Below are 26,313 nucleotides of genomic sequence, written 5' to 3'. Positions count from 1 at the left end.
CGCATGCGGGCCGAATCAGGCTGAGCCACAACCAGTTTCGCGCTCTCCCATGCGCGTGACGGAGTCCACTGGCACCGACCTCAGCCGACAGCGGCCACGGCGGCGACCTCGGTCACATTGTCCGCCTGGGCCGCTTGGCCGCTGGACGCTGCGCGCGGCAGACCGCGGCGGTCGTAGAGGTGGGTGCCGAGGACTCCGAGGACGAGTCCGATGGCCAAGCCGAGCAGCGTCATCCAAAAGCCCTGGCCGAGACCGGCGTCCGCGTGCGCGTCGAAGAAGAGGATCGCGCGCACGGCAAGGTAGATCTGGTGCATGGGTTCGAAGGCGGCCAAATTCGCGATGTAGGACGGCGTGGCCTCCAGCGGGACGGTGGCGGCCGAGGAGGGCAGTCCGAGCACCACGAACAGGACCAGGTTCACCAGCAGACCCGCGGTGCCGAAGATGGCGAGCACCGCGAGCGCGGTGACGCCGACGGCGATGATGGCCAGGGTGCCGTACAGCCAGAGCAGCGCTCCGTTGCCGAGCGGGACGCCCAATGCTGTTGCGACGCCGAGGAATATCGCGGACAGGACGGGCGCCGCTGTCGCGATGACGCCCCACTTGATCAGCAAAGTGCGCAGCCGTGAGACGCCGGTGGCGGGCGGGTGCACGAACCAGGGGCCGAACTCGGTAGGCGTGAAGCCGAGCACCGAATCGATGAGCGTGTGGATGATCATGGCGCCGGTGAATCCGGCCAGCAGCAGAATCAGTGTGTAGAAGAAGGCCACCAGACCCTGCCCCGCGCCGTCGTCCATGGGCCGGTAGGGAGCCGTGACGACCCGCACCGGATCGGTGAGCGAAAGCCTTGCCGCGCCGCTCATCTCGACCGGGGTTCCGTTGGCGAGCGCGGCGTTCACCTGGTCGGTCAGGTTCTCGCCGACGGTCTCGTTCACCTGCGCCAGCGCGCGGTCGGCGATGCGCTGCATGATGCCGGTCGTATACGGCCCGACGCGGGGGTTGGTCTGCACGGTGATGACCGGTCGCTCGATCTCGCCGGGCACCACCGCGCCCGCGCCGAGGACGGCGAGTCGCTTGGTGAAGTCCGAAGGGATGACGATGGCGCCGTACACCTCGGCGTTCTGCAACTGGGTGCGCGCCTCGGCGATGCCGACGACTCGCAGATCGACCGCCTCCGAGGGGATTTCGGCCACCAGCCCGTCGGTGACCTGGGCGCCGAAATTCGCGGGCTTGCCGTCGATCGTGTCGCCGACGTCCTGGTTCACCAGCGCGACGGGAAAGTCGTGCAGGTTCGTCTCGGTATTGCTGGCGTAGCCGAGGTACATGGTGGCGAGCAGCGCCGCGAACACCATCAACACGGCGATCGGGGCGGTGAAGGTCCGAACCGTCATACCGGAAAATGTAGGCAGTGCCTACAAAGTAGTCAACGACTACATCTTGTTATCCTGCATACACCATGCCGATCACCCGAGCTCGCGCCTATCACCACGGCGACCTGCGCGCCGAGCTGCTTCAGCGCGCGGAGGCGACGCTGCGGGAATCCGGTGTGGACGGCCTGTCCTTGCGACAGCTGGCCCGCGACGTCGGCGTCAGTCACGGGGCCCCGACCCGGCATTTCAAGGACAAGCAGGCGCTGCTCGACGCCCTCGCGGTGTCCGGGTTCCAGCAGCTGGGCGCCGCGCTCGAGCGGACTGCGGCGAGCGACTCGTTCGGCGGACGCATCCGCGAGATGGCGCGGACCTACCTGCGTTTCGCGACGGAGAACTCGGCGCTGCTCGCGCTGATGTTCGCGCGCAGACACAGCCCGGCCGCGGGCGACGCCATGTCCGAGGCCGTCGACCGCGCCTTCGCCGCGCCGGTCGCGCTGATCGCGGACGCGCAGGCGCGCGGGGAGGTCATCGCGGGCGAGCCACGGCGCATCGCCCTCTCGGCCGTCGCCGCGCTCCAGGGCCTGGCCACCTTCGTCGGCTCCGGCGTGATCGCGGACGAAGTCGCCGACGAACTCCTGGACGAGATGACCATCCACATGATGGACGGCCTGCGCCCCCGCCGCTGAACGCGGGTTCCCACACACCCGGTGTACGCCTCACATAGGCAGCGCCTGTGTGAGGCGTACGAAAGGTGTGTGGGACGAAGATCAGTGCGCGGCGGAATCCCAGCTGCGGCCGGTGCCGACCGAAACGTCCAGCGGCACCGACAGATCGATCGCCGTCGACATCTGTTCGCACGCGAGCTGTTCCAGCGCCTCCCGCTCGCCCTCGGCGACCTCGAAGACGAGTTCGTCGTGGATCTGGAGCAGCATCCGCGAGCGCAGGCCTGCCTCGCCGATCGCCCTGTGCACGTTGATCATCGCCACCTTGATGATGTCGGCGGCGGTGCCCTGGATGGGCGCGTTGAGCGCCATCCGCTCGGCGGCCTCGCGGCGCTGCCGGTTGCTGGAATCCAGGTCGGGCAGGTAGCGGCGGCGTCCGAAGAGCGTCTCGGTGTAGCCGACCTTGCGCGCCTGCTCGACCACCTCGTACAGGTAGTCGCGGATGCGGCCGAAGCGGGAGAAGTAGATGTCCATCTGCTCCTTCGCCTCGGTGGTGCTGATCTTCAGCTGCGCCGAGAGACCGTAGGAGCTCAGGCCGTAGGCCAGACCGTACGACATGGCCTTGATCCGCCTGCGCAGTTCCGGGCTGACCTCGGAGATCGGGATGTCGAAGGCCTTGGACGCGACGAAGCTGTGCAGGTCCTCGCCGGAATTGAACGCCTCGATCAGGCCCTCGTCGCCGGACAGGTGCGCCATGATCCGCATCTCGATCTGGCTGTAGTCGGCGGTCATCAGCTCCGCGTACCCGGCGCCGACCACGAACGTATCGCGGATCATGCGTCCGGTATCGGTGCGGATCGGAATGTTCTGCAGGTTCGGCTCGGTCGAGGAGAGCCGTCCGGTGGCCGCGATCGTCTGGTTGAACGTGGTGTGGATGCGGCCGTCCTCGGCGACGGACTTCAGCAGGCCGTCCACCGTCACCTTGAGCCGGGTGGCGTCGCGGTGCGCGAGCAGGTGCTCGAGGAACGGGTGCTGGGTCTTCTCGAACAGCGATTCCAGCGCGTCGGCGTCGGTGGTGTAGCCGGTCTTGGTGCGCTTGGTCTTCGGCATGTCGAGCTCGTCGAACAGCACCACTTGCAGCTGCTTGGGCGAGCCGAGGTTGATCTGCTTGCCGATCACGCCGTAGGCCGCCTCGGCCGCCTCGCTGACCTTGTCGGCGAACTGGCGCTGCAAGGTCTCCAACTGCGGGACGTCCACCGCGATGCCCGCGTCCTCCAGGGTGGAGAGCACGCCGAGCAGCGGCAGTTCCATGTCGGTGAGCAGCGCGGTGGACTCGATCTGCTCGAGTTCCCCGTCCAGCGCGGCGGCCAGGTCGAGCACCGCGCGGGCGCGCAGCATCTCGGCCTGGGCGACCTCCGCCTCGGCGGTGTCCTCGTCGTCGAGCAGCGAGAGCTGGGGTGTCGCGTCGGTCTCGGCGCGCAGCTCGCGGTGCAGGTAGCGCAGCGAGAGGTCGTCGAGATTGAAACTGCGCTGGCCGGGCCGGACCAGATAGGCCGCGAGCGCGGTGTCGCTGGTGAGCCCCGCGATGCGCCAACCGCGTCCGCGCAGCGCGTGCCCGGCCGACTTGGCCTCGTGCAGCGCCTTGAACACCGCGGCATCGGCGAGCCAGGCGCCGAGCGCCGCCTCGTCCTCCGGGGTGAGCACGGTGACGTCGATGTAGCCGCTCTCGCCGTCGGCCGCCGCGATCGCGATCGCCTTCACGTCGCCGTTGCCCGGCGTGCCCGTGCCGACCACCGAGACACCGTGCCGGACACCGGCTTTCGCGTGCTCGGCGAGCCACTCGGCGACCGCGCCGACGGCGAGCGCGCCACCGGAGATCTCGAAACCGGACTCGGCCTCCGGCTCCGGCGGCGCCAAGGTCTCGAACAGCCGGTCGCGCAGCACCCGGAACTCCAGATCGTCGAAGAGCCGGTGGATCTGCTCCCGGTTCCACGGCGCCTGCGCCAGCTGATCGGGGGTGTAGGGCAGCGGCACGTCCTTCACCATCTCGGTGAGCTGCCGGTTGAGCAGCACGCTGCTGAGGTTGGCCCGCAGCGCGTCGCCGACCTTGCCCTTCACCTGGTCCACCTTCTCCACCAGGGTGGCCAGATCGCCGTACTCGCGAATCCACTTGGCGGCGGTCTTCTCCCCCACGCCGGGGATGCCGGGCAGGTTATCGCTCGGGTCGCCGCGCAGCGCCGCGTAGTCCGGGTACTGGTTCGGGGTCAGGCCGTATTTGGCCATCACCTCGTCCGGGGTGAACCTGGTCAGATCGCTGACGCCCTTGCGCGGGTACAGCACCGTGACCTCGTCGTCGACCAGCTGGATCGAGTCGCGGTCGCCGGTGACGATGAGGACGCGGAAACCCTCGGCCCGCGCCTGGGTGGTGATGGTCGCGATCACGTCGTCGGCCTCGAAACCGTCGATCGCCATCACCGGGATGCCGAGCGCGCCGAGCACGTCCTTGGTGAGCTCCACCTGGCCGCGGAACTCGTCCGGCGTCTGGCTGCGGTTGGCCTTGTACTCCGGGTACGCCTCGGTGCGGAAGGTCTTGCGCGACACGTCGAAGGCGGCCGCGACGTGCGTCGGCTTCTCGTCGCGCAGCAGGTTGATGAGCATCGCCGTGAACCCGTACACCGCGTTCGTGGTCTGTCCGGTGACCGTCTTGAAGTTCTCCGCGGGTAGCGCGAAGAACGCGCGGTAGGCGAGCGAATGCCCGTCCAGCAACAGCAGTGTCGGCCGGTCGCCGGAACCGGCGGCGGTCGCGGAAGCGGGACGCGAGGCAGTCGAGGGTGAGCTCACGCCCCAGAGTCTAGGGACCGGCACCGACAAGCCGATACGCCGACACCGGCACACGCGCCGAACCGGCTCGGGCGGTGGCGCTACTCGACGTTCTCCTGGTCGGCGTACCAGGTGTTGCACTCCCAGGTGTCGCCCTTGTCGGAGCCCCACTTCCACCAGCCCCACACGTTGTGGTCCGCGCCGTGCAACCGAGGTGCGCCCGGCCGGTCGGCCACGGCGCGCGCCCGGTCGGCGGCCTCGTCCCAGGTCCGCTGGTCGATGTCGCCGCGGCCGTGGTTGATGCCGAAGAACATGCCCGCGAAACAGCCGGCCTGCAGCTCGAGCCGTCTGCTCTGCTCCTGACCCGCCGCGGTCTGCCAGCCCACCTCGGTGCGCCGCTCGGTGTAGGCGCGCAGCACGCCGACCACCTGCTGGATGTGGTGGCCGTACTCCTGGGCGAGCAGCGCCAGCTGCGCGCCGCGGCGAGAATCGGCGATGACGTCCCGCGCCGCGGCGTACGGGATGACGATCGTCTCGTCCGACTCGCAGTACGACGCGGGCCGTCCGTCCTGCGGGCAGGCGCCGCGCACCGCGTCCCCCGTGGCGGGCGCGTCCAGCCGAGGCGGCCGGAACGGCAGCCCGGCACCGCGCAACGTCGGCTCCCACGCGGCGTTCAGGCAACCGAGCGCGGCGCGGTAGAACACTCGCGCGCCCTCGGGATCGTCGCGCCATTCGGGCAACTCGCAGTCGACCCGGCCGAGCCCGATGTGCTGGGCGAACAGCGGATGGTCCCGCAGCGCGTACACCGGGCGGGCCGAGGAGGCGTGCGGCGATCCGGCCAGCGGAAGCCCCGCCAGCGGCGCGGGCGCGATCGGCGGGGCGGCGTCGCGCGCTGGATCGGTCGCGTCGCCGACCGATCCCGCGAAACCGGGTCCGGTCGCGGCAGCGAGTCCCCCTGACCGCAGAGTTCCCGCGTCCGCTGGCGGCCCGCTCAGCGCGCCGATGCTCACCGCCGCACCGATCGCCACCGCACCGCAGAGCAGCGCGATGATGATTCGTCTTCGGATGCGGGTTGCCAACAGCCGGTTCATCGTCCCCCCTGACCGTGCTTCGTCAACGCACCTTCATGGAACCCGACGCGGCGGCCGCCCGCAACCCGGCCGTTCGAACCGAGAACCTCACAGCGCGGCGACCAACTCCCTGAGCACCGGCAGGCTCACCGTGCCCGATCCGAGCACGACATCGTGGAAAGCCTTGATGTCGAAGCGCTCCCCCAGCCGCTCGGCGGCCAGCGCCCGCTGCTTCCGAATCTCCAGCTGCCCCACCTTGTAGGACACCGCCTGCCCGGGAATCGCGATGTAGCGGTCGATCTCGACGGTGATCTCGGTCAGCCCCACCGGCGCGTTGGCCACCATGAAGTCGATGGCCTGCTGCCTGCTCCAGCCCTTCGCGTGGATGCCGGTGTCCACCACCAGGCGGCAGGAACGCCAGGAATCGCCCGCGAGCATGCCGAGCCGGTCGAGATCGTCGGCGTACAAACCCATCTCGTCGGCCAACCGCTCGGTGTAGAGCGCCCAGCCCTCCACGAAGGCGGTGTTGGCGAAGGACTGGCGCTGGAAGCGCGGCAAGTGCTCGAGCTCGTTGGCGATGGTGAGTTGCAGGTGGTGCCCCGGGATCGCCTCGTGGTAGGCCACCGCCGCCGTCTCGAACCGGCCGCGCTCCTGCGGTTCGTGCTGGTTCACGAAATACGTTCCGGGACGGGAGCCGTCGGCGGCGGGCGGGAAGTAGTAGGCCGTCGGGGCGTCGGCGGCCAGGAAGTCCGGCACCGGCACGATGTCGCAGGATTCCCTTGGCAGCCTGCCGAACCAGTTCCCCATCTCGGCGGTCGCGGCGTTCAGGCAACGGTAGGCGTCGGTCATGATCTGCGCGCCGTCGGCGTAGCGCAGGCCGGGATCGTCGCGCAGCCTGCCGAAGATCTCCGCGAGGTCCGACGTGCCGAACAGTCGCGCGCCGATCTTCGCGTATTCCGCACGCAGCAGAGCCAATTCGGCGAGCCCCAGCTCGTGGATCTCCTCGGCGCCCAGATCGGGCAGCGTCGTGTGGTGGCGCAGCAGGCTGCGGTAGATCTCGGCGCCGTCGTCGCCGAGCCAGCACAGACCGCTGCGCTCGTCCGGTCTGGCCGCGGGCAGCAGTTCGTCGGCGAGCGCGGTGCGGTACCGCTGGAACGCGGGCCGGATCACGTCCGCAGAGACCCGCGCGAGTTCGGCGCGCCACTCGGCCTCGCCATCCCAGTCCTGCGGTCCGGCGAAGGTGACGAACGGGTCGGTCGACGGGTCCGAGGCCAGATAGCCGTCGAGCTGGTTGAGCGAGCGCTCGATGGTGATCCGAGCGGGAGCGCGGCCCGCGGCCAGACCGTCGCGGAAACGGTCCACCGCCGTGCTCAGCATGTCGCCGAGCTGTTCGTGCCGACGCACCAGCGCCCGCGCGTGCTCGGGCCGCGGCGCGTTGATCTGCGGCGCCGCCGTGAGCAGCGCCGCGTGGACGCCGTCCATCTGATCGGAGGCCATCTCTACCGGCCGCCAGGCCAAATGGTCCACCGCCGTGGCCAATTCGGCGCGCAGCAGGGAGCGGGTCACCCGATCGGCGGGCGAGAGCCCGGCCGGGTCGAGCGCGTCGACCCGGCCGAGCAGATCGCGCGCGGACTCGAGCCGACGCTTTTCGGCGTCGAGCGAGAGATCCTCGATGCGATCGTCGAAGCGGTGATCGCCGAGCAGAGTCGCCAAGCTCGGCGCCGCCGCCAACGTCTCGTCCCAGTACCGGTCCGCCAGCTCGAGCAACTCCTCGTTCATGTTCGCGAGGCTACCCCCAACAGACACTGCCGGAGGGGAGTCCGCCCTCGGACCGCGCATGGCGGAGCGAAGGCGGAGGTACGCTCACCCCACGCCGAGGTACGCCGACTTCACCGCGGGATCGGTGAGCAGCTGGCTGCCGCTTCCGGTCTTGGTGACGCCGCCGGTCTCCAGGATGTAGGCGCGGTCGCTGCGGGCCAGCGCCTGCTGGGCGTTCTGCTCGACGAGCAGCACCGTGGTTCCCTGCCGGTTGATCTCCGCGATGATGCGGAAGATCTGCTGAATCACCATGGGCGCCAAGCCCATCGACGGCTCGTCGAGCAACAGCAGGCGCGGGCGCGCCATCAGCGAGCGACCGATGGCGAGCATCTGCTGCTCGCCGCCGGAGAGCGTGCCGCCGACCTGTTTGCGCCGCTCGAGCAGCCGGGGAAACAGCTCGAACACCCAATCCAAGGTTTGCTGATACTCGGACTTCTGCGCGAAAGTCCGCCCGTAGCAACCCATGTCGAGGTTCTCCTGCACCGTCATGCCGGGGAAAACGCCCCGGCCCTCCGGCGCCTGGATCAGCCCGCCGATCACCCGTTCGTGCGCCTTCATCGTGGTGATGTCGCGGCCCTCGAACTTGATCCGCCCGCGCGCCAAGGGCAGCAGCCCGGACAGCGCGCGCATGGTGGTGGTCTTGCCCGCGCCGTTCGCGCCGAGCAGGGTGACCAGCTCGCCCTCCGCGACCCGCAGCGAAACACCGTGCAGTGCCTGGATTCTGCCGTAGTTGACGACCATGTCGTCGACCTCGAGCAGCGCGGGGGCGTCGCTGAAGTCGCGCTCGGGAGGCGTCGTCGGTTGGTCGCCCGGTTCCTTCCGCACGCTCACCGCGGGTCCCGCGCCGGGCGGGGTGGTCGGCGGTTTCCCGGTCACCTCGCCCGCGTCCGAATCGGAGTCGCCCTCGTCCGCGGAAGACTCGGACTCGCCTGAAACCCCTGTGGCGGAACCGGATTCGACCTCCGAATCCGGCACGCCGAGATAGGCCGCGATGACCGCAGGATCCTCCCGAATCTCGCCCGGCAGTCCGTCGGCGATCTTACGGCCGAACTCCAGCACCACGATCCGGTCGGTCACACCCATGACCAGCCGCATGTCGTGCTCGATCAACAGCACGGTGAACCCGTCGTCGCGGATCTTGCGGATCAGGTCCATCAGCGCCGACTTCTCGCTGGGATTGAACCCGGCGGCTGGCTCGTCCAGGCACAGCAATTTCGGCTCGGTGGCCAGTGCGCGCGCGATCTCCAGGCGGCGCTGATCGCCGTAGGAGAGGTTGCGCGCCTTCTCCACCGCGCGCGGCGCGATGCCGACGAATTCGAGCAGCGCCATCCCGCGCTCGATGGCGTCGCGCTCCTCCCGCCGGTGCCGCGGACTGCGGAACACCGCGCCCGGCACCGAGGTCTTGTGCCTGGCGTCGGTGCCGACCACCACGTTCTCCAGCGCGGTCATCTCGCCGAAGAGCCGTACGTTCTGGAAGGTGCGTGCGATGCCGAGCCGGGTGATGGCGTTGCGCTTGGTCTTGGTCAGCGGCTTGCCGTCGAAGTACACCAGCCCGGAGGCGGGCTTGTACACGCCGGTGATCGCGTTGAAGCAGGTGGTCTTGCCCGCGCCGTTGGGACCGATGAGCCCGAGGATCTCGCCGCGGCGGATCTCGAAACTCACATCGTCCAGCGCGGTGAGACCGCCGAACTTCACGGTCAGGCCCTCGGTTTTCAACAGCGGGGCGCCGACCTCGGTCTCGATTTCCCGATGCGGGGCGACGACTTCGGCGACGGCTTCCTTGTCGCCGAGTTCCGGAAGCACCGCGGTGACGTCGACCTCGCCCGCGCTCTTCTCCGGCTCCGGCGGTGCGGCGTAGCCCGCGGCCATGTCCTCGTTGTCGAACAGCGCGTCACCCGCGCCCGGCCCGGTCATTTCCCCGCTCCGATCGGCTCGCCCACCGTGGGTCTGCGCACGGCCTGGTACACCTGCCTGCCGTAGGTGAGCAGCTTCTGCCGGGCCGGGAACAGACCCTGCGGCCGCAGAATCATCATCACCACCAACGCGATTCCGAAATACAGATACTTGAGGTCGCCGAGCGACTGGGCGCCGCCCTTGCGGAACAGCAGCACGCTGCCGAGCAGCAGCGCCGCCATGACGCCGGTGAACACCATGCCGGTGATCAATCCGCGGCGCGGCCAGATACCGAATGTGCGGCCCTTGTACCGCCAGAGCACCAGCAGGCCGACGAACAGCACCACGTCGACGATCAGCAGCACGTAACCGGTCGACTCGTTGTCCACCAGCTGCACCGAGGTCAACCGCTTGGGCAGGTAGGCGATGATGAACGCGCCGAAGATGACCCCGAGCTTGTTGCCCTGGCCGCCGATCACCACCGCGCAGAGGAACAGCATCGAGTTGATGATGTTGAACCCGGTCGGGTTGATGAACTGCACTTGGCCCGCGTACATCGCGCCGGACAGACCGCCGACCGCGGCGCCGATCAGGAATGCCCACAGCTTGAACTTGAAGGTCGGCACGCCCATGATCTCGGCGGCGTCCTCGTCCTCGCGGATGGCGACCCAGGCGCGGCCGACCCGGCTGCGCTCCAGGTTGCCGACGATCAGCAGCACGATGATCACCAGCACCATGCCGAGCCAGAACCAGTAGGTGCCGTAGCTGGCCCGGTCGAGCAGGTTGGCGCTGTCCGGGTCGCCGGTGTTGCCCGCGGAGAACACGCCGTTCGGCTTCTCCGTCGACTCGCCGACATGCGGGTACGCCACGCCCGAGAGCCCGAGGCTGCCGTTGGTCAGCTCGTGCAGGTTGTCGGCGAGCAGTCGCACGATCTCGCCGAAGCCGAGCGTGACGATCGCCAGGTAGTCACCGCGCAGCCGCAGCGTCGGCGAGCCGAGGATCAGACCCGAGATCGCGGTCACCGCGACGGCGATCGGCAGGCACGCCAGCCACGCCCACTCCGGGTCGAGCCAGCCGCCGTCGGTCTGGTTCCACGGGCTGTTCGGGCTGGTGAGCAGGCCCACCGTGTAGGCGCCGATGGCGTAGAAGCCGACGTAGCCGAGGTCGAGCAGACCCGCCTGTCCGACAACGACATTCAGGCCGATGGCGATCAGCGCGAACATCGCGACCTCGGCCATGACGAGGCCGAAGTTGTAGGCGGGGGTGTCCAGGATCGGGGGTGGGAAGAGCGGAAGCAGCGCGAGCGCGATGATCGCTGGCACGCCGACGGCCCACTGGGCGGGCCGGGACAGTCCCTCCCACCAGGTGCGCAGCGCGTCGCCGACGCCCTGGCGCGGCGGGGTCTTGGTCGAGTCGATCATGCGCGGGCCCTCCCGAGACTTTCACCAAGGATGCCGGTCGGGCGGACCATCAGCACCACGACCAGCACGACGAAGGCGACCACGTCGCGCCATTCGATACCGAACAGGATCTGCCCGTACTGCTCGACGATCCCGAGGATCAGGCCGCCGAGCAGCGCGCCGCGCAGGTTGCCGATACCGCCGAGCACCGCGGCGCTGAACGCCTTGATGCCGAGGATGAAGCCGCCCGAGTAGATGATCGCGGGTGGGATCTTGATCGCGTACAGCGTCGCCGCCGCGCCAGCGAGCACACCGCCGATGAGGAAGGTCAGCATGATCACCCGCTCCCGCGAGACGCCCATCAGCGTCGCGGTGTCCGGGTCCTGCGCCACGGCGCGGATGCCGCGGCCGAATTTCGTTCTGTTGATGAGCATTTCGGTGGCCATGGCGAGCACCACCGCGGCGACCACGATGAGGATCGCGATATTCGTGACGTCGGCGCCGCTGAAGCTGAACTGCACCGTCGGCTCGACGAGCTGGATCGGCTGCTGGGCGTTGGTGCCGCCGAGATCGGGATTGATCTTCGGCAGGATGAAGTGCACGAACTCCTGGATCACGAACGACATGCCGATCGCGGTGATCAGGAAGGCCAGCGGTTTGGCCCCGCGTTTACGCAGCGGGCGATAGGCGACCCGCTCGAGTCCGACCGCAGCGCCGCCGGAGACCAACATGCCGACGATCATCGCCAAACCGATGTAGACGACCGTCAGCAGTACGCCCTGGTTGTAGACATCGGGGCTGGCGGCGAAACCGAACAGCATCAGTCCGATCAACTGACCGAACATGCCCAACATGAATATTTCCGAATGGGCGAAATTGATGAGCCTGAGTACGCCGTAGACCAGGGTATAGCCCACCGCTACCAAGGCGTAGATGGAACCGTAGGTAACTCCGTCGACGGTCAGTCGCCAGAATTGATCGATCACTCCCTGATAGTCGAAGTCGATCGAACCGTCGGCGAGGTATGCCACGCCGGCCAGTGCTGATGCTGTCATTCGAAAAACGCCCTCACCCGGTGCCCCTCATGAAACAGCACGTACGGGGGCGTTACGGGCACCCCCGTACGTGCTGGGTTCGCGGTACTTACTTGACTTCGTAGATCCAGATCTGCGCGTTGGCCAATTCGCCGTTCGGGCTCCACTTGTAGTTACGCGCCAGACCAGGCCCGTCGTAAGAGCGCACGAATTCGAGCAGATCGGGGCGGGTGACCTTACCGCCGTCGATGCCCTTGGCCAGGATGGTGGTCAGGTCGTAGGCCTCCACCGAGTACACGCCGGGCGCCTGCCCGTTGAGCGCCTCGTAGTCCTTGGCGAACTTCTCCGGAGCCGGGCCACACGGGCAGGTGAGGTTCGCGCCCTTGGCCGCGCTGCCCGCCTGCGAGATGAACTGCGGGTCGTTGACACCGTCCGGGCCGACGAACACGGCCTTCACGCCACCGGACTTCAGCTGCTGCGCCAGCGGCGCGCCCTCGGCGTAGTAGCCGGAGAAGAAGACCGCGTCCGGGGCCGCCGCCGCGATCTTGGTGACGGTGGCCGAGAAGTCCTTGTCACCCTTCTTGATGCTGGCCGCGCACGCCGGATCGGCGGCGGCGCCCAAGCCCTCGGTGACGCTCTTGGCCAGGCCGACACCGTAATCGGTGTTGTCCTGCACCACGCACACCTTCTTGTAGTTCGCGGTGCCGACCAGGTACTTCGCCACCGAAGGACCCTGCACGTCGTCGTTGGCCAGGCCGCGGAAGAAGGTGGTCCAGCCGTTCTGGGTCAGCGTCGCGTTGGTCGCCGAGGAGGTCACCGCCACCAAGCCCGCGTCGCTCAGGATCTGGCCGGTCGCCTTGGTCTCACCGGAGAACGCCGGGCCGACCAGGCCGATGATCGACTTGTCGTTGACGATCTGCGGGATGACCTGGGTCGCCTTCTGCGGATCGCCCTCGGTGTCGAACTGCTTCAGCTCGATCTTGCAGCCCGGATTCGCCTTGTTGTGCTGATCCAGCGCCAGCTTCACGCCGTTGACGATGTTGATGCCGAGCGCGGCGTCCGGGCCGGTGAGCGCGCCCGCCATGGCGACAGCGGTACCGGGAGCACAGGTGGCCTTGCCGTCACCCGCCGGGTCGGCCGCCTTCGCTGGGTCGGTCTTCGGCACTTCCTTGCCCGCCGTGTCCACCTGCATGACCGGCTGAATGGACAGGCCTCCCGTACCGGCGCCGGTCGCGTCCGAGCCGCTGTCGGTGGATTTGTCGCTGCACCCGGTCAGCGCGAGCGCCGCGGCCGCACCGATGACCAATACACCCCGCGTCGAACGACTGCGCCATGTCGAACTAAGCACGTCTCACCTCTACGTCCTGTGCTCCCCCGGCAATCCGAGGAGGCCGACCACGTCAGCCCGGTCAGAACATAGCGTCGGCACGTTAGATCCGCATCACATTCGCATCATGCGGATGACATCGTGTCGAATTCTTTTTGGCGATCGCGTTTCCAGCGCGTAAATCTTTCCAGCCCACATCGACCCGAGGGGTGGCGCATCACTTCGGCGCCAGGTTCTCCAGCACCACCTCGGCGACCGCCTTCATGGTAGTCCGGCGATCCATCGCGGTCCGCTGAATCCACTTGAAAGCCTGCGGCTCGGACAACCCCTGCGTCTGCATCAGCACACCCTTGGCCCGCTCCACCAGCTTGCGCGTCTCCAGCCGGTCGGCCAGATTCGCGACCTCGCCCTCCAGCGCGGTGATCTCGTGGAAACGGCTCGCCGCCAACTCGATCGCGGGCACCAGATCCGACTTGGTGAACGGCTTCACCAGATACGCCATCGCGCCCGCGTCCCGCGCCCGCTCCACTAGATCACGCTGACTGAACGCGGTCAGAATCACCACCGGCGCAACACGTTTCGACGCGATCTCGGCGGCGGCGTCGATACCGTCACGGCGCGGCATCTTCACATCCATGATCACCAGATCTGGCCGGTGCTCCACCGCGAGATCCACCGCCTGCTGGCCGTCGCCCGCCTCGCCGACCACCTGATAACCCTCTTCGGTCAGCATCTCGACCAGATCCATCCGGATGAGCGCCTCGTCTTCGGCGACGACGACCCGCTTCGCACCGGCGTCCTTCTTCGTGCCGGCGCCCCCTGCTGCAGTAGTGCTCATAGGTATGCCCCTCTGGTTCCGATGCCTGTCCCGACACGCGCGAATGGGCCGAGACCCAACCAACCGGTCTCGCCCCACCCTGCACGCTATCGAGTGATGTAGAGAGTACCTTTCAGTTCGGCTCACAACGCATATACCCTGCGCAAAGAGGAAACTGTGGCGTACACGGCAACCCGTTCGCGGAAGGCCACACCGACCCGCTATAGTTCACAACCGGTGCGCCGGGTTGGCGGAACTGGCAGACGCGACGGTCTCAAAAACCGTTGTCCGAAAGGACGTGTGGGTTCGAGTCCCACACTCGGCACCAATGCTGGGTGAGCCCTGCTTGCGCGCTTCGCGGCGGCGCCGGGGCATTGGTGTTCGTGTTCATCTGGGGGTGCAACCCCCAGGCCCCGCCCGGCGGGGCTTCGCCCCCCCGGACCCCCCATGTGGGTGGTTGCGTTGGGTGGGTTGCTCGCGATTGATTCTCTGGAAACCGCTTGGTGTGTGCCCTCGGGAGCTTCTGCGGCCACATCGTTGTTCTGTCGCGGTGTGCGGGACCGCTGCGGAGCTCTTTGGGAACCGTTCGATGTGCGCGTGGGGGCGCTTTCCTGGTGCATTGCGAGCTGTCCGCCGCTGATATCGTTCCTGCCGACCGTGGAGTAGCTCAGCGGTAGAGCACCGACACGACACCTGGGAGGACGCTGGTTCGATCCCCGCCTCCACGGTCGCCTTCTCTGTCGCCCGGATGGCGACTCGGCCCTGATTTCCGAGTGCCTCTTCGGTGTTCGCGCTCTTGTTCCGCCATTGGCCGCCAGTCGGCCATGGATCTCTGCGGCGATTGTTGCGCGGGCTCTCGTCGTCGGCGTCGCCACGCGCGGCGGACGATCCGGATGAACCAAGGTCGCGGCTCACACGTACCTCGTAGGGTGGGGCGTACAGGTGCGCGCCGTTGCGGAGGTTGCGGTATGCGGGTGAGCAGGATGACCGTGGATCTGTCCGGGTATCCGGATCTGGTCGTCGTCTACCTCGGGATGCGGGTGCGGCGGCCGAGGGGGATGCTGCGGTTGCTGGGGTTGGGGCCGAAGCTGTATCGGTCGCATCGGGACCGGCCGGACGGGCTGCTGCTGCACGAGGACGTCGTGTGGGGGTTGTTTCCGCCGCACTGGGGTGCGCGGCAGTACTGGCGCGATCTGGACAGCCTGGAGCGGTGGACGCGGTCGGAGCCGCACCGGGAATGGTGGGCGCGATTCCTGAAGGACTCGGGCGGGACGGGGTTCTGGCACGAGGCCTACTTCGCGCGCGGCGGCATCGACGCGATGTACGACGACATGGCGCCGGCGACGGGGATGGCTCGGTTCGCACCGGTGATCGCCTCCCGTGGGCCGATGTTCTCCACGCGCGGGCGGGTGCACGGCGAAAAGTCGAAAGTTGCGCCGGTGGTCTCCGAAAGTTCTTATTACCGAAACGAATCCGAGTGAGTGAGCGCACAACGCCGCGACGGCAGGTCGATGATTGAAGATCGAAGCGGCTGGGTAAGTTCACCGATAAGCCCGGCGCTCGATCGTGACGTGCATCGAGAATCCGCCTGAATACCCGGGTGAGCTTTGTGTACGGCACGCGACACCGAGATGAATATGTGTCTGCGCACCTGTGATTCGATCTTGCGCGCCTTCAGGTCCGCGACCGGCCGAATTACCGTATTCCCATGCACGTCCTGTTCGTCTGCAACGGCAATGTCTGTCGTTCGGTCATCGCCGAACGGCTCACCCGCGCTCTCGCCGTCGAACACGACCTCGCCGGTCTCACGGCGGAAAGCGCGGGCACCCGCGCGCTGGTCGGATTCCCCATCGAACCGCTCACCGCGCAAACCATTTCCGGTCTCGGCGCGAATCCCGACGGCTTCCGCGCACGCAAACTGAAGCCGGAAATGATCGACCGCGCCGATCTCGTGCTCGCGATGACCGAACAAATCCGAGATCAAGCCGCCGACATGGCATTCGGTGCTGCCGCACGAACTTTCACGCTGCTGGAAGCGCACCGAATCGCCAAGGTCACCGGCGCGCGCACGGTCGCCGACATGAATTTGGCCCGCAACGACCTGTCCCTGGTCGGCAGGGAGAACATCGCCGACCCGGTCGGCCTCTCCGAGGCCGCGTACTGCGAAGTCGGCGACCGCATCGCCGAGGCGCTGGTGCCGCTGATGCTCGCGCTCGCCCCGCACGAACAGGCCAGGCCCGAAGACGACGACCGCACCGGACTAGTGCTGCAACCGGGCGCCGCGCCCGCGCCGCTCTCGGCTTTCCTGGCGGCACAGCGCATCCGGTGACGCACCGAGTCCGGCTGACACAGCCCATTCGGTGACGCAACGCAATCCGTCGCCGTCACACCAACGATGAACGTCACGAAATCAGCACGCGCGGGTGAAATCACACCCGGCTGTGTCACGTACGCCCACCGAGGCACTACACTCCCCGCGGACAGCATCCGCCGTTGATGGTTCGACACACGACAGGAACCAAACATGCCGAAACGCATATCGGATGTTTCGCTTCATGTTTATGTCACACCGGAAACGCTCGAACAGGTTGTCGAAACGGTGCGCGCGGTGGTGGACGACCACCTGCACGACCGCGACGTCTTCGCCTGGCGTTTCACCTTGCCCGTCGAGACCGACCACCCCGCCCACGTGATGCTCGAAACCCAATGGCGCGGAGGTCATCCCGGCAGCGAACCGGAGACGCGCCGCACCTATGAGATCGCGCTCAGCCTGGTCGGCGCACCGCGCGACCTGACCGCCCCGAGCCTGGCCGCGCTGGAACGGCGGCTGATGATCGAAACATCCTGCGGCACCGCCGATCCCGATGTGCCGCGCACGATAAGCACGCAGCGCAGGGACAGCTTCGATTTCGAGACGGAGCGGGAAATCCTCTAGCGCCCCGCGCCCGAAATCCTCTAGCGCCCCGCGCCCGAAATCCTCTAGCGTCCCGCGCTTGAGATCCGCTGGCGCGCCTTCACCGCCGGGACGGGAAGTGGCGGATCAGGCCTTCCTGCACCGTGGTGGCCAGGAGCTCACCGCTGCGCGAGTAGAACCGGCCGGTGGCCAGTCCGCGCGAGCCCGCCGCGACCGGGGACTCGGTGGAATACAGCGCCCAGTCGTCGAAGCGGAACGGACGGTGGAACCAGATGGAGTGGTTCACGGTGGCCGCGACGATCCGGTCCAGGCCCCAGGACAGGCCGTGCGTGGTGATGATCGAGTCGAGCACCGTGGTGTCGGACGAATAGCCGAGCGTGGCGACGTGGATCAGCGGATCGTCGGGTAGCTTGCCGTCGGCGCGCATCCAGACCCGATTGTGGTTGAGCCGCTCCCCCGTGCCCTTCAGGATCCAGGCCGGGTCGTTGGTGTAGCGCATGTCGATCGGATGCGGCGCGTTGACGAACATCTCCAGCTTGTCCTCCAAGCCTTCGAAGCTCTCCTCGACGCGTGGCAGCTGCTCGGGGTCCGGCACCTCGGGGTGGGGATGGGCGTGCTCCAGTCCCTTGCCCCAGTCCTGGAAGGCGGCCAGCATGACGAACAGCTCCTGATCGTCCTGCACCGCGGTGACCGTGCGGTTGGCGAAGGAGCGGCCGTCGCGGTGCCGGTCCACCCGGTACTCGATCGGCTGCTTCGGATCGCCGCCCCGCACGAAATGCGCGTTCACGGCGTGCACGGGCCGGTCGCCCACGGTGCGACCGGCCGCCATGATCGCCTGGGCGACCAGCTGTCCGCCGAAGGTCCGGCTCCAGACCTTCTCCGGATGGTGACCGACGAAGACGTCGGTGTCCATCTGCTCGAGCTCGAGCAGACCGAGCAACACATCCAGATCGGACCGCGTCGTCGACCCTGGGGTGCCGACGGGGTCGCTCAGCGAAGCACTCACTCTAATGGTCCTCCTCACCGATACGGTGCACGTGGATCAGGTTGGTGGAACCGACAGTACCGGGCGGGGAGCCCGCCACGATGACCACCAGATCACCTTTCTTGTATCGGTCCATCGACAGCAGCGCCTGGTCGACCTGATGGATCATCGCGTCGGTGGTCTTCACCGTCGGCACGATGAACGTCTCGGTGCCCCAGGTCAGCGCCAGCTGGCTGCGCACCTCGGGCAGCGGGGTGAAGGCGAGCAGCGGCAGCGGGGTGTGCAGCCGGGCCAGACGGCGCACGGTGTCGCCGGACTGGGTGAACGCCACCAGCGCCTTGGCGTTGAGCCGCTCGCCGATGTCGCGCGCCGCGTAGGAGATGACGCCGCGCTTGGTGCGCGGCACGTGGGTCAGCGGCGGCACCCGGGTGGAGGACTCCGCCTCGACCGCGTGCACGATCCGCGCCATGGTGCGCACCGTCTCGATCGGGTACGAGCCGACCGAGGTCTCACCGGACAGCATGACCGCGTCCGCGCCGTCGAGCACCGCGTTGGCCACGTCCGAGGCCTCGGCGCGGGTCGGGCGCGAGTTCTCGATCATCGACTCCAGCATCTGGGTCGCGACGATGACCGGCTTGGCGTTCTCCCTGGCCATCTGGATGGCCTTCTTCTGCACCAGCGGCACCTGCTCCAGCGGCAGCTCGACGCCGAGGTCGCCGCGCGCGACCATGATCGCGTCGAAGGCGAGCACGATGGCCTCGAGGTTGTCGATGGCCTCGGGCTTCTCCAGCTTGCCGATCACCGGGACGCGCCTGCCGACCCGGTCCATCACGTCGTGCACCAGCTCGACATCGGACGGCGAGCGCACGAACGAGAGGGCGATGAAGTCGACGCCGAGCTTCAGCGCGAATTCCAGGTCCTCGATGTCCTTCTCCGATAGCGCGGGCACCGAGACGTCCATGCCGGGCAGCGAGACGCCCTTGTTGTTGGAGACCGGCCCGCCCTCGGTCACCCGGCACACCACGTCGTTGCCGTCGACGGCGGTCACCGTCAGGCCGACCTTGCCGTCGTCGACGAGCAGGCGGTCGCCGGCCTTGGCGTCCTTGGCCAGCTCCTTGTAGGTGGTCGAGACGCGGCTGTGGCTACCGTCCACGTCGTCGACGGTGATGCGCACTTCCTCGCCGGTCGCCCACACCGTGCGGCCCTCGGTGAACCGGCCGAGCCGGATCTTGGGGCCCTGTAGATCGGCGAGAATGCCGACCGCTCTGCCGACGTGGTCCGAGGCCTGACGCACCTTCTTGTAGTTCTCGGCGTGGTCCGCGTGCTCGCCATGGCTGAAGTTCAGCCGCGCAACGTCCATCCCGCTCTCGACGAGTTCGCGGATACGGTCCTCGGTGGCAGTGGCCGGGCCGAGCGTGCACACAATCTTCGTCCGTCGCATCACGAGTAGAGCCTAGTCCTGCTGAGTGGTACGGGCCCGTCGCGGCCTCGATGAAGAATTGGTGAACTGGTCCTCACCTGGCCACGTGCCGGGATAGGCGCGTCTCCAGGCGAGTCTGACCGAAGCCGAGAATCAGGCAGATGACCCAGTAGTACAGCGCGGCAACCCCGTAGAGCGCGAAGAAGTCGAAGGTCGGCGCGGCCGCCAGCTGGGCGGTGCGCAGCAGTTCGGTGACCAGGATGGTCGAGGCCAGCGAGGTGTCCTTCACCAGCGAGATGAGCGTGTTCGACAGCGGCGGCACCGCGATGCGCGCGGCCTGCGGCAGGATGATCAGCCGCAGCATCATCGGATACGACATGCCGAGCGCCTGCGCCGCCTCCCACTGGCCGTGCGCCACCGACAGGATCGCGGCGCGCACCACCTCGGCCGCGTAACCGCCGACGTTCAGGCTGAACGCGATCACCGCCGCGGGGAACGGATCGATGACGATGTCGAACTGCGGCAGCGCGTAGAACACGATGAACAGCTGCACCAGCAGCGGCGTGCCGCGGATGATCGAGATGTAGAACCGCGCTGGCGCGGAAAGCAGCCAGGTCGGCGACATCCGCGCCAGCGCGACGAACACCGCGAGCACCAAACCGATCGCGAAGCTGATCGCGGTGAGCGGGATGGTCTTGGTGACGGTGGCCTCGAGCATCGGCCACAAGTTGCGCCAGATCAGCTCCCGAGTCGCGGCATCCACGGGCGGTTACTTGCTGACGTCGACGCCGAAGTACTTGTCCGAGATCTGCGCCAGCCTGCCCTCGGCGCGCAGCTCGTCCAGCGCGCGGTTCACCTCGGCGATCAGCGGGTCGCCCTTGCGGGCTGCGAAGCCCATCGTGCTGGTCTCGCCGGTCTGCGCGGCGATCTTCACCGACTTGTCGCCGGAGGTCTTGGTGTACTCGTTGAACACCAGGTTGTCGTTGACGGTGCAGTCGACGCGGCCGTTCTTCAGCAGCTGGATGGCCTGCACCCAGCCCTCGACGGCCTCCACCTTCGCGCCCGCGCCCGCGGCGACCGCACTCCAGTTGCTGGTGGCCGACTGGGCGGAGGTCTTGCCCGCGAGATCGGCGAGCGAGGTGATGGCGTTGTTGTCGGCGCGGGTGACGATGACACCCTCGGAGGTCGTGTACGGCTGGGAGAGCTCGTACTTGTTCTTGCGCTCGTCGGTGATCGAGACCTGGTTGGCGACCAGATCGAAGCGCTTGGACTCCAGGCCAGCGAAGATCGCGTCCCACGGGGTCTGCACGAATTCGACCTTGCGGCCGAGCTTGTCGGCTACGGCGCGGACCACGTCGACGTCGTAGCCGGTGAGCGCGCCGTCGGAGCCCTGGTAGCTGAACGGCGAGTAGGTGCCCTCGGTGCCGACCTTCAGCACGTTCGGGTCGTCGCCGCTGCCGCAGGCGGTGAGGCCGGTGGCGGCGACGATGGCGAGCATGGCGGCGGCGAACAGCTTGCGACGCACGAAATCCCTCTCTCCGGTGCGTGGAGGCCCCACACACGACACACAGATCCGGCCCAAGTTACGCCCGTTGCGGGCCGTTGCACAGTATTTCGCTTACCGTGCGCGAAAGGTCGCATCACGGAAACACGAAGGGCGCCGCCTGCTCGGCGACGCCCTCTCGGATGGCGATCAGTCCCGCAGGGGTCGCCCGTTGGCGTCGGGCACCTTGCCGGTAAGGATCATGATCCCGTCGATGAGCGACCAGATACCGCAACCACCGCAGGTGACGATCTGCAGGATGCCGATGGTCGTGTAGCCCAGGTAGAAGCGGCCGATGCCCAGGGTGCCGACCAGCAGCTGCAGGATGCCCGCGATCATCTTCTGCTTGTCGGAGAACGGCACGCCCATCATGTCACGGCCGTACGGGGCCTCCGGGTCGGCCGGGTTGTAGCCCTGCGGCTGCGGCTGTCCGTACGGCGCGGCGGGCGGGTAGCCACCGGGCTGCTGGCCGAACTGCTGCTGACCGTACGGGTCGACGGGCTGGCCGTACTGCTGGCCAGAAGCGTCCTTGTTCAGGTCCGGTCCGGTACCGGGCGGGCCGTACTGCGGGCCGCCGAAGCCCTGGTTGTTCTGGTAAGGGTCGGTCACTCATGTCCTCCTCATCAAGTGGGCACCCATTACTGGCCCCCGATTTCCACGATCGCCTCGAACAGGCCCGCGACGATCACCGGTCATTCTTGCCGGAATCGACCGATTTTGTCGCATCGGCGCCCATCGGGCACGGGGTCCGAGGAAATGAATTCCTCGGACCCCGTGTGGTTATCGCGCCCTATGGTGAATGTGTTGCCTACGCCGTCGATTTCGCGGCGGCGAGTTACTTGCCGTTGTCGGCGGTGGACTTCTCGCCTACACCCATGCCGGACTTCGCTTTCTCCGCGCTCGTCTGCGGCGAGTCGTCCGCCTCAGCGGATTCCTCAGCCGCGGCAGGCTTCTCGGCCGCGCTCGGCGAGTCGCCAGCCGCCGATTGCGCATCCGCGGCACTGACGGCCGACTTCTCGCTTACAGCCGCGAGGGACTTCTCGTTCTTGTCCGCCGACTTCCCGCCAGCACCCTCGGCGGACTTCCCCGAAGTCGCCCCTGCCGTCCCGCCGGGCTCATCCGACTCGCCGGCGACCGAGCCCACCTCGCCCGCGGCGTCCTTGTCCAGCGCCACACCGCTCGCCGACGCGGCGCCCGCCGCACGCAACGCGCCGATCTGCCACGGCCACGGTCGATTCATCGCGCCGGGTTGCAGCTGATCCGCGGTCTCGCGTCCCTTGGTGGCGAACACGAAATAGGCGATGGCCGCGAGGAAGACGAGCGCCGAGGTGAACGAGTTGATGCGGATGCCCGCGATCTCGGTGGCCTCGTCGTCGCGCATCAGCTCGACGAAGAACCGGCCGAAGCTGTATCCCGCGACGTAGAGCGCGAACAGTCGACCGTGGCCGATCCGCCAGCGCTTGTCGATCTGCACGAGCAGCACCACGATCAGCACGTTCCACAGCAGCTCGTAGAGGAACGTCGGGTGCACGATCTTCTCGACCACGCCGTTGGAGACGCCGTTCATCGGGTCGGGATCGCCGTTGGCGTCGAACCTCGGGTAGATCTCCAGCCCCCATGGCACGGTCGTCTCGCGGCCGTAGAGCTCCTGGTTGAAGTAGTTGCCGAGGCGGCCGATGGCCTGGGCGAGCAGGATCGGCGGCGCGATGGCGTCGCCGAACGCGGGCAGCGGGATGCGGTACACCCGGCAGCCGATCCAGGCGCCGACGCCGCCGAGGAACACCGCGCCCCAGATGCCGAGGCCGCCCTGCCAGATGTAGAGCGCCTCGATCGGGTTGCCGCCCGCGCCGAAGTACTTCTGCCAGTCCGTCGCCACGTGGTAGAGGCGCCCGCCGACCAGACCGAACGGCACCGCGAACATGGCGACGTCGAGCACCGTGCCCGGCTGACCGCCGCGCTCCTGCCAGCGCCGCTCGCCCCACCAGATGGCGACGACGATGCCGAGGATGATGCACAGGGCGTAGGCCCGTAACGGGATCGGCCCGAGTTGCCACACGCCCTGCGGGGGGCTGGGAATGTAGGCCAGCACATCGCTTCGTAAGGTCACGGTGGCCACCGTAGTCGAGGACCCGCCGAGTGCACGATCCGGCGGTGCGCGCGCCGTAGCTCCGGCTTCGCTCCGGCCGGTCCGAGGGACTTCGCCCGACGCCTACGAGGCGACTGTCGCCGAGCGCACGCCCTCGGCGAGTTCGCGCGTCAGCGCGCGTACCGCGTCCAGCCCCTCGCCCGCCGCCGTGACCAGCGCCGAACCCACGATCACGCCGTCGGCGTAGCTCGCGATCTCGGCGGCCTGCGCGCCGTTGCGGACGCCGAGGCCGACGCCGATCGGGATGTCGGAGTGGGCGCGGACGCGGGCGCACAGCGCGGGCGCCGCGGAGGACACGACGTCGCGCGCGCCGGTGACGCCCATGGTCGAGGACGCGTAGATGAAACCGCGGCTCGCCTCGAGCGTCTTCACCAGTCGCTCCTCGGTGGAGGACGGCGCGACCAGGAAGATGCGGTCCAGATCGTGCGCGGCCGAGGCGACGAACCAGTCGTCGGCCTCCTCCGGGATGAGGTTCGGGGTGATGAGACCCGCGCCGCCCGCCGCGGCCAGATCGCGCGCGAAACGGTCGACGCCGTACTTGAGCACCGGGTTCCAGTAGGTCATCACCACGGCCTTGCCGCCCGCCTTGGCGATCGACTCGACCACCGTGAACACGTCGCGCACCCGCACGCCACCGCGCAGCGCCTGCTCGGCGGCGGCCTGGATGGTCGGGCCGTCCATCACCGGGTCGGAGTAGGCGACGCCGACTTCGATGATGTCGCAACCGGATTCGACCATCGCGCGGCATACGTCGATGGAACCGGCGAGGTCCGGGTAGCCCGCGGGCAGGTAGCCGATCAGCGCGGCCCGGTTCTCCGCGCGCGCCGCGGCGAAGGTGTTGGCCAGACGGGACTGCTGACTCACGACTCGGTCTCCTGCGGTGCGTCGAACAGCCCGAACCAGCGGGCCGCGGTGTCCATGTCCTTGTCGCCGCGGCCGGACAGGTTGACCAGGATGATCGCGCCGGGGCCGAGTTCCTTGCCGAGCTTCAGCGCGCCCGCCACGGCGTGCGCGGACTCGATCGCCGGGATGATGCCCTCGCTGCGGCTGAGCAGCAGCAGCGCGTCCATCGCCTCGGTGTCGGTGATGGGCTGGTATTCGGCACGGCCGATGTCCTTGAGGTAGGCGTGCTCGGGGCCGACGCCCGGGTAGTCCAATCCCGCGGAGATGGAATGGGATTCGATGGTCTGGCCGTCCTCGTCCTGCAGCAGGTACGAGTAGGCGCCTTGGAACGCGCCCGGCGTTCCGCCGGTGAAGGTCGCGGCGTGCCTGCCGGTGTCGACGCCGTCGCCCGCCGCCTCGTAGCCGATCAGCCGGACGCTCGGATCGTCGAGGAAGGGGTGGAAGATGCCGATCGCGTTGGAGCCGCCGCCGACGCACGCGGTCACCGCGTCGGGCAGCCTGCCGGTCAGGTCCCGCACCTGCTGGCGCGCCTCGAGGCCGACGACGCGCTGGAGATCGCGCACCATGAGCGGGAACGGGTGCGGGCCCGCGGCAGTGCCGAAGCAGTAGTAGGTCTGCTCGGCGTTGGTGACCCAGTCGCGCAGCGCCTCGTTGATGGCGTCCTTGAGCGTCTGCGAACCGGTGGTCACCGAGATCACCTCGGCGCCGAGCAGCCGCATCCGCGCCACGTTCAGCGCCTGGCGGGCGGTGTCGACCGCGCCCATGTAGATGACGCAGTCCAAACCGAGCAGCGCGCACGCGGTGGCGGTGGCGACGCCGTGCTGGCCGGCCCCGGTCTCCGCGATAACGCGGGTCTTGCCCATCCGCTTGGCGAGCAGCGCCTGGCCGAGCACGTTGTTGATCTTGTGCGAGCCGGTGTGGTTCAGATCCTCGCGCTTGAGCAGGATGCGCGCCCCGCCCGCGTGCTCGGCGAGCCGCTTGCACTCGAACACCGGCGAAGGACGGCCGGTGTAATCGCGCTGCAGGCGGTCCAGCTCGTCGAGGAAGGTGTGGTCGGCGCGGCACTTCTCGTACTCGGCGGTGACCTCCTCGATCACCGCCATCAGCGCCTCTGGCACGTGCCTGCCGCCGTAGACGCCGAAGTGGCCGCCGAGATCCGGTTCGTGCGAGCTCGGGTGCGCGACGCCCGCGCTGGCCTGGGGTAGTCCGTGCACCGCCATCACCGGCCCCGCCGGGCCGGCTTGGGGCAGGACGGGTGAGTGCCCGCGGTCACCAGCTCGGACACCGCCGCGCGCGGGTCACCGCTGGTCACCAGGCCTTCGCCGACGAGGACGGCGTCCGCGCCCGCGCCCGCGTAGGCCAGCAGGTCGGCGGTGCCGCGGATGCCGGACTCGGCGATGCGGATGACCTCGGTGGGCAGTCCGGGGGCGATGCGGGCGAACACGTCCCGATCCACCTCGAGCGTCTTGAGGTTGCGGGCGTTCACGCCGATCACCGACGCGCCCGCGGTCAGCGCGCGGTCGGCCTCTTCCTCGGTGTGCACCTCGACGAGCGCGGTCATGCCGAGCGATTCGGTGCGATCGATGAGCGAGGAGAGCACGTCCTGCTCGAGCGCCGCGACGATCAGCAGGATGACGTCGGCGCCGTGCGCGCGCGCCTCGTGGATCTGGTAGGGACCGACCACGAAATCCTTGCGCAGGATCGGGATGTTCACGGTGGCGCGCACCGCGTCCAGGTCGTCGAGCGAGCCGCCGAAACGGCGTCCCTCGGTGAGCACGCTGATGACGCGGGCGCCGCCGTCCTCGTAGGCCTTGGCCAGGCTCGCGGGGTCCGGGATGTCGGCCAGCGGTCCCTTGGACGGGCTCGCCCGCTTGACCTCGGCGATGACGCCGATGCCGTCTTCGAGGAGTGCGGCGCGCGCGTCCAGCGGGGCGGGCGCGGCGGCGGCTGCGGCCTTGATGGCGGGGAAGTCCAAGAGGGCTTCCCGAGCGGCCACATCCGCGCGGACCCCGTCGAGAATCGAGTCGAGTACCGTCATCTGGCTCGAATCCTTTCTGGGGAGACGGACTTGCTGCCTGAGAATCCCCCCAGGCGCTGTCTCACCGATGCTGACAAAGAATAAATGGCTGTACCTCTTGTCTCCGCGCCGGGGTTCGGCTCCGCGCGCCGTCGATGGTCGCGGCGGGGAGTCGAC

General features: G+C 68.2%; 22 protein-coding genes, 2 tRNA genes and 1 pseudogene. 6 read left to right on the top strand and 19 right to left on the bottom strand.

What is annotated here, in order from left to right; translation table 11 throughout:
• Positions 1-80 precede the first annotated feature (80 nt).
• Complete coding sequence (locus CRP45_RS32260; protein ID WP_097248404.1) at positions 81-1,388, bottom strand: YhgE/Pip domain-containing protein; 1,308 nt, start codon at positions 1,386-1,388, stop codon at positions 81-83.
• Between the two features lie 65 nt (positions 1,389-1,453).
• Here CRP45_RS32260 and CRP45_RS32255 point away from each other — a divergent pair, with 65 nt between their 5' ends.
• Positions 1,454-2,053: a TetR/AcrR family transcriptional regulator gene (locus CRP45_RS32255; RefSeq protein WP_097248403.1), complete on the top strand. Its 600-nt coding sequence runs from the start codon at positions 1,454-1,456 to the stop codon at positions 2,051-2,053.
• Between the two features lie 81 nt (positions 2,054-2,134).
• On the opposite strand, the gene polA is transcribed toward CRP45_RS32255, so the two are convergent.
• From polA to CRP45_RS32215, 9 genes and pseudogenes are all read right to left on the bottom strand, one after another.
• The gene (gene polA / locus CRP45_RS32250; protein WP_179831089.1) at positions 2,135-4,870 is read right to left on the bottom strand and encodes a DNA polymerase I; all 2,736 of its coding nucleotides are present in this window, start codon (positions 4,868-4,870) and stop codon (positions 2,135-2,137) included.
• Between the two features lie 80 nt (positions 4,871-4,950).
• Entirely contained in the window at positions 4,951-5,940 is a 990-nt protein-coding gene (locus tag CRP45_RS32245) for a neutral zinc metallopeptidase (protein ID WP_097248401.1), read from the bottom strand.
• Between the two features lie 87 nt (positions 5,941-6,027).
• Entirely contained in the window at positions 6,028-7,698 is a 1,671-nt protein-coding gene (locus tag CRP45_RS32240; protein ID WP_097248400.1) for a DUF885 domain-containing protein, read from the bottom strand.
• An 84-nt stretch (positions 7,699-7,782) separates the two neighbouring features.
• Positions 7,783-8,478 carry an ABC transporter ATP-binding protein gene (locus tag CRP45_RS34855; protein ID WP_245910676.1) on the bottom strand — a complete coding sequence of 232 codons (696 nt, stop codon included), beginning with the start codon at positions 8,476-8,478 and terminating at the stop codon, positions 7,783-7,785.
• Positions 8,479-8,694: 216 nt separating this feature from the next.
• Positions 8,695-9,651: pseudogene (locus CRP45_RS34850) on the bottom strand (ABC transporter ATP-binding protein); the annotation flags it as partial.
• A complete protein-coding gene (locus CRP45_RS32230) occupies positions 9,648-11,051 on the bottom strand; it encodes a branched-chain amino acid ABC transporter permease (protein ID WP_101750213.1) in 1,404 nt (467 codons plus the stop codon). The gene CRP45_RS32230 and the pseudogene CRP45_RS34850, both read right to left, overlap by 4 nt.
• Positions 11,048-12,085 (bottom strand): branched-chain amino acid ABC transporter permease, encoded by a 1,038-nt coding sequence (locus CRP45_RS32225; RefSeq protein WP_097248399.1) that lies wholly within the window; start codon positions 12,083-12,085, stop codon positions 11,048-11,050. Before CRP45_RS32225 ends, CRP45_RS32230 begins: the two co-directional genes overlap by 4 nt.
• Before the next feature lie 88 nt (positions 12,086-12,173).
• Positions 12,174-13,250 carry a branched-chain amino acid ABC transporter substrate-binding protein gene (locus tag CRP45_RS32220; RefSeq protein ID WP_245910675.1) on the bottom strand — a complete coding sequence of 359 codons (1,077 nt, stop codon included), beginning with the start codon at positions 13,248-13,250 and terminating at the stop codon, positions 12,174-12,176.
• Positions 13,251-13,608: 358 nt separating this feature from the next.
• Positions 13,609-14,229, bottom strand: coding sequence for an ANTAR domain-containing response regulator (locus CRP45_RS32215; protein WP_097248397.1), 621 nt, complete (start codon positions 14,227-14,229; stop codon positions 13,609-13,611).
• A gap of 220 nt (positions 14,230-14,449) precedes the next feature.
• On the opposite strand from CRP45_RS32215, the gene CRP45_RS32210 reads away from it, so the two are divergent.
• The 5 genes from CRP45_RS32210 to CRP45_RS32190 all read left to right on the top strand — a co-directional run bounded on the left by CRP45_RS32210 (position 14,450) and on the right by CRP45_RS32190 (position 17,143).
• A tRNA-Leu gene (locus CRP45_RS32210) sits at positions 14,450-14,536 on the top strand.
• A gap of 328 nt (positions 14,537-14,864) precedes the next feature.
• A tRNA-OTHER gene (locus CRP45_RS32205) sits at positions 14,865-14,936 on the top strand.
• A gap of 240 nt (positions 14,937-15,176) precedes the next feature.
• The gene (locus CRP45_RS32200; RefSeq protein ID WP_097248396.1) at positions 15,177-15,689 is read left to right on the top strand and encodes a monooxygenase family protein; all 513 of its coding nucleotides are present in this window, start codon (positions 15,177-15,179) and stop codon (positions 15,687-15,689) included.
• A 227-nt stretch (positions 15,690-15,916) separates the two neighbouring features.
• Positions 15,917-16,537 (top strand): arsenate reductase/protein-tyrosine-phosphatase family protein, encoded by a 621-nt coding sequence (locus CRP45_RS32195; RefSeq protein ID WP_097248395.1) that lies wholly within the window; start codon positions 15,917-15,919, stop codon positions 16,535-16,537.
• A gap of 195 nt (positions 16,538-16,732) precedes the next feature.
• On the top strand, positions 16,733-17,143 hold the full coding sequence (locus CRP45_RS32190) for a hypothetical protein (RefSeq protein WP_097248394.1): 411 nt from the start codon (positions 16,733-16,735) through the stop codon (positions 17,141-17,143).
• A 79-nt stretch (positions 17,144-17,222) separates the two neighbouring features.
• Here the strand turns inward: CRP45_RS32190 and CRP45_RS32185 are convergent, their stop codons facing one another.
• The 9 genes from CRP45_RS32185 to trpC form a co-directional block, all read right to left on the bottom strand.
• Positions 17,223-18,035, bottom strand: a complete 813-nt coding sequence (locus tag CRP45_RS32185) for an acyl-CoA thioesterase (RefSeq protein ID WP_245910674.1) — start codon at positions 18,033-18,035, stop codon at positions 17,223-17,225.
• 94 nt (positions 18,036-18,129) lie between these two features.
• Positions 18,130-19,551 carry a pyruvate kinase gene (pyk, locus tag CRP45_RS32180; protein WP_179831088.1) on the bottom strand — a complete coding sequence of 474 codons (1,422 nt, stop codon included), beginning with the start codon at positions 19,549-19,551 and terminating at the stop codon, positions 18,130-18,132.
• Positions 19,552-19,621: 70 nt separating this feature from the next.
• Positions 19,622-20,290, bottom strand: coding sequence for an amino acid ABC transporter permease (locus CRP45_RS32175; protein ID WP_097248392.1), 669 nt, complete (start codon positions 20,288-20,290; stop codon positions 19,622-19,624).
• 6 nt (positions 20,291-20,296) lie between these two features.
• On the bottom strand, positions 20,297-21,052 hold the full coding sequence (locus CRP45_RS32170; protein ID WP_179831087.1) for an amino acid ABC transporter substrate-binding protein: 756 nt from the start codon (positions 21,050-21,052) through the stop codon (positions 20,297-20,299).
• A 168-nt stretch (positions 21,053-21,220) separates the two neighbouring features.
• Positions 21,221-21,679 carry a TM2 domain-containing protein gene (locus CRP45_RS35035; RefSeq protein ID WP_067793250.1) on the bottom strand — a complete coding sequence of 153 codons (459 nt, stop codon included), beginning with the start codon at positions 21,677-21,679 and terminating at the stop codon, positions 21,221-21,223.
• 226 nt (positions 21,680-21,905) lie between these two features.
• Positions 21,906-23,177 carry a prolipoprotein diacylglyceryl transferase gene (gene lgt / locus CRP45_RS32160; RefSeq protein ID WP_097248485.1) on the bottom strand — a complete coding sequence of 424 codons (1,272 nt, stop codon included), beginning with the start codon at positions 23,175-23,177 and terminating at the stop codon, positions 21,906-21,908.
• 102 nt (positions 23,178-23,279) lie between these two features.
• Entirely contained in the window at positions 23,280-24,080 is an 801-nt protein-coding gene (gene trpA / locus CRP45_RS32155) for a tryptophan synthase subunit alpha (RefSeq protein WP_097248391.1), read from the bottom strand.
• Complete coding sequence (gene trpB, locus CRP45_RS32150; RefSeq protein ID WP_097248390.1) at positions 24,077-25,339, bottom strand: tryptophan synthase subunit beta; 1,263 nt, start codon at positions 25,337-25,339, stop codon at positions 24,077-24,079. Before trpB ends, trpA begins: the two co-directional genes overlap by 4 nt.
• On the bottom strand, positions 25,339-26,157 hold the full coding sequence (trpC, locus tag CRP45_RS32145; RefSeq protein ID WP_067793253.1) for an indole-3-glycerol phosphate synthase TrpC: 819 nt from the start codon (positions 26,155-26,157) through the stop codon (positions 25,339-25,341). The genes trpB and trpC overlap by 1 nt, the downstream gene beginning before the upstream one ends.
• Between the last annotated feature and the right edge of the window lie 156 nt (positions 26,158-26,313).

Source organism: Nocardia amikacinitolerans (assembly GCF_900215415.1).
Classification (GTDB): domain Bacteria; phylum Actinomycetota; class Actinomycetes; order Mycobacteriales; family Mycobacteriaceae; genus Nocardia; species Nocardia amikacinitolerans.
The sequence above is the reverse complement of the archived record's forward strand: the minus strand, read 5'-3'. Positions and strand labels throughout refer to the sequence as shown.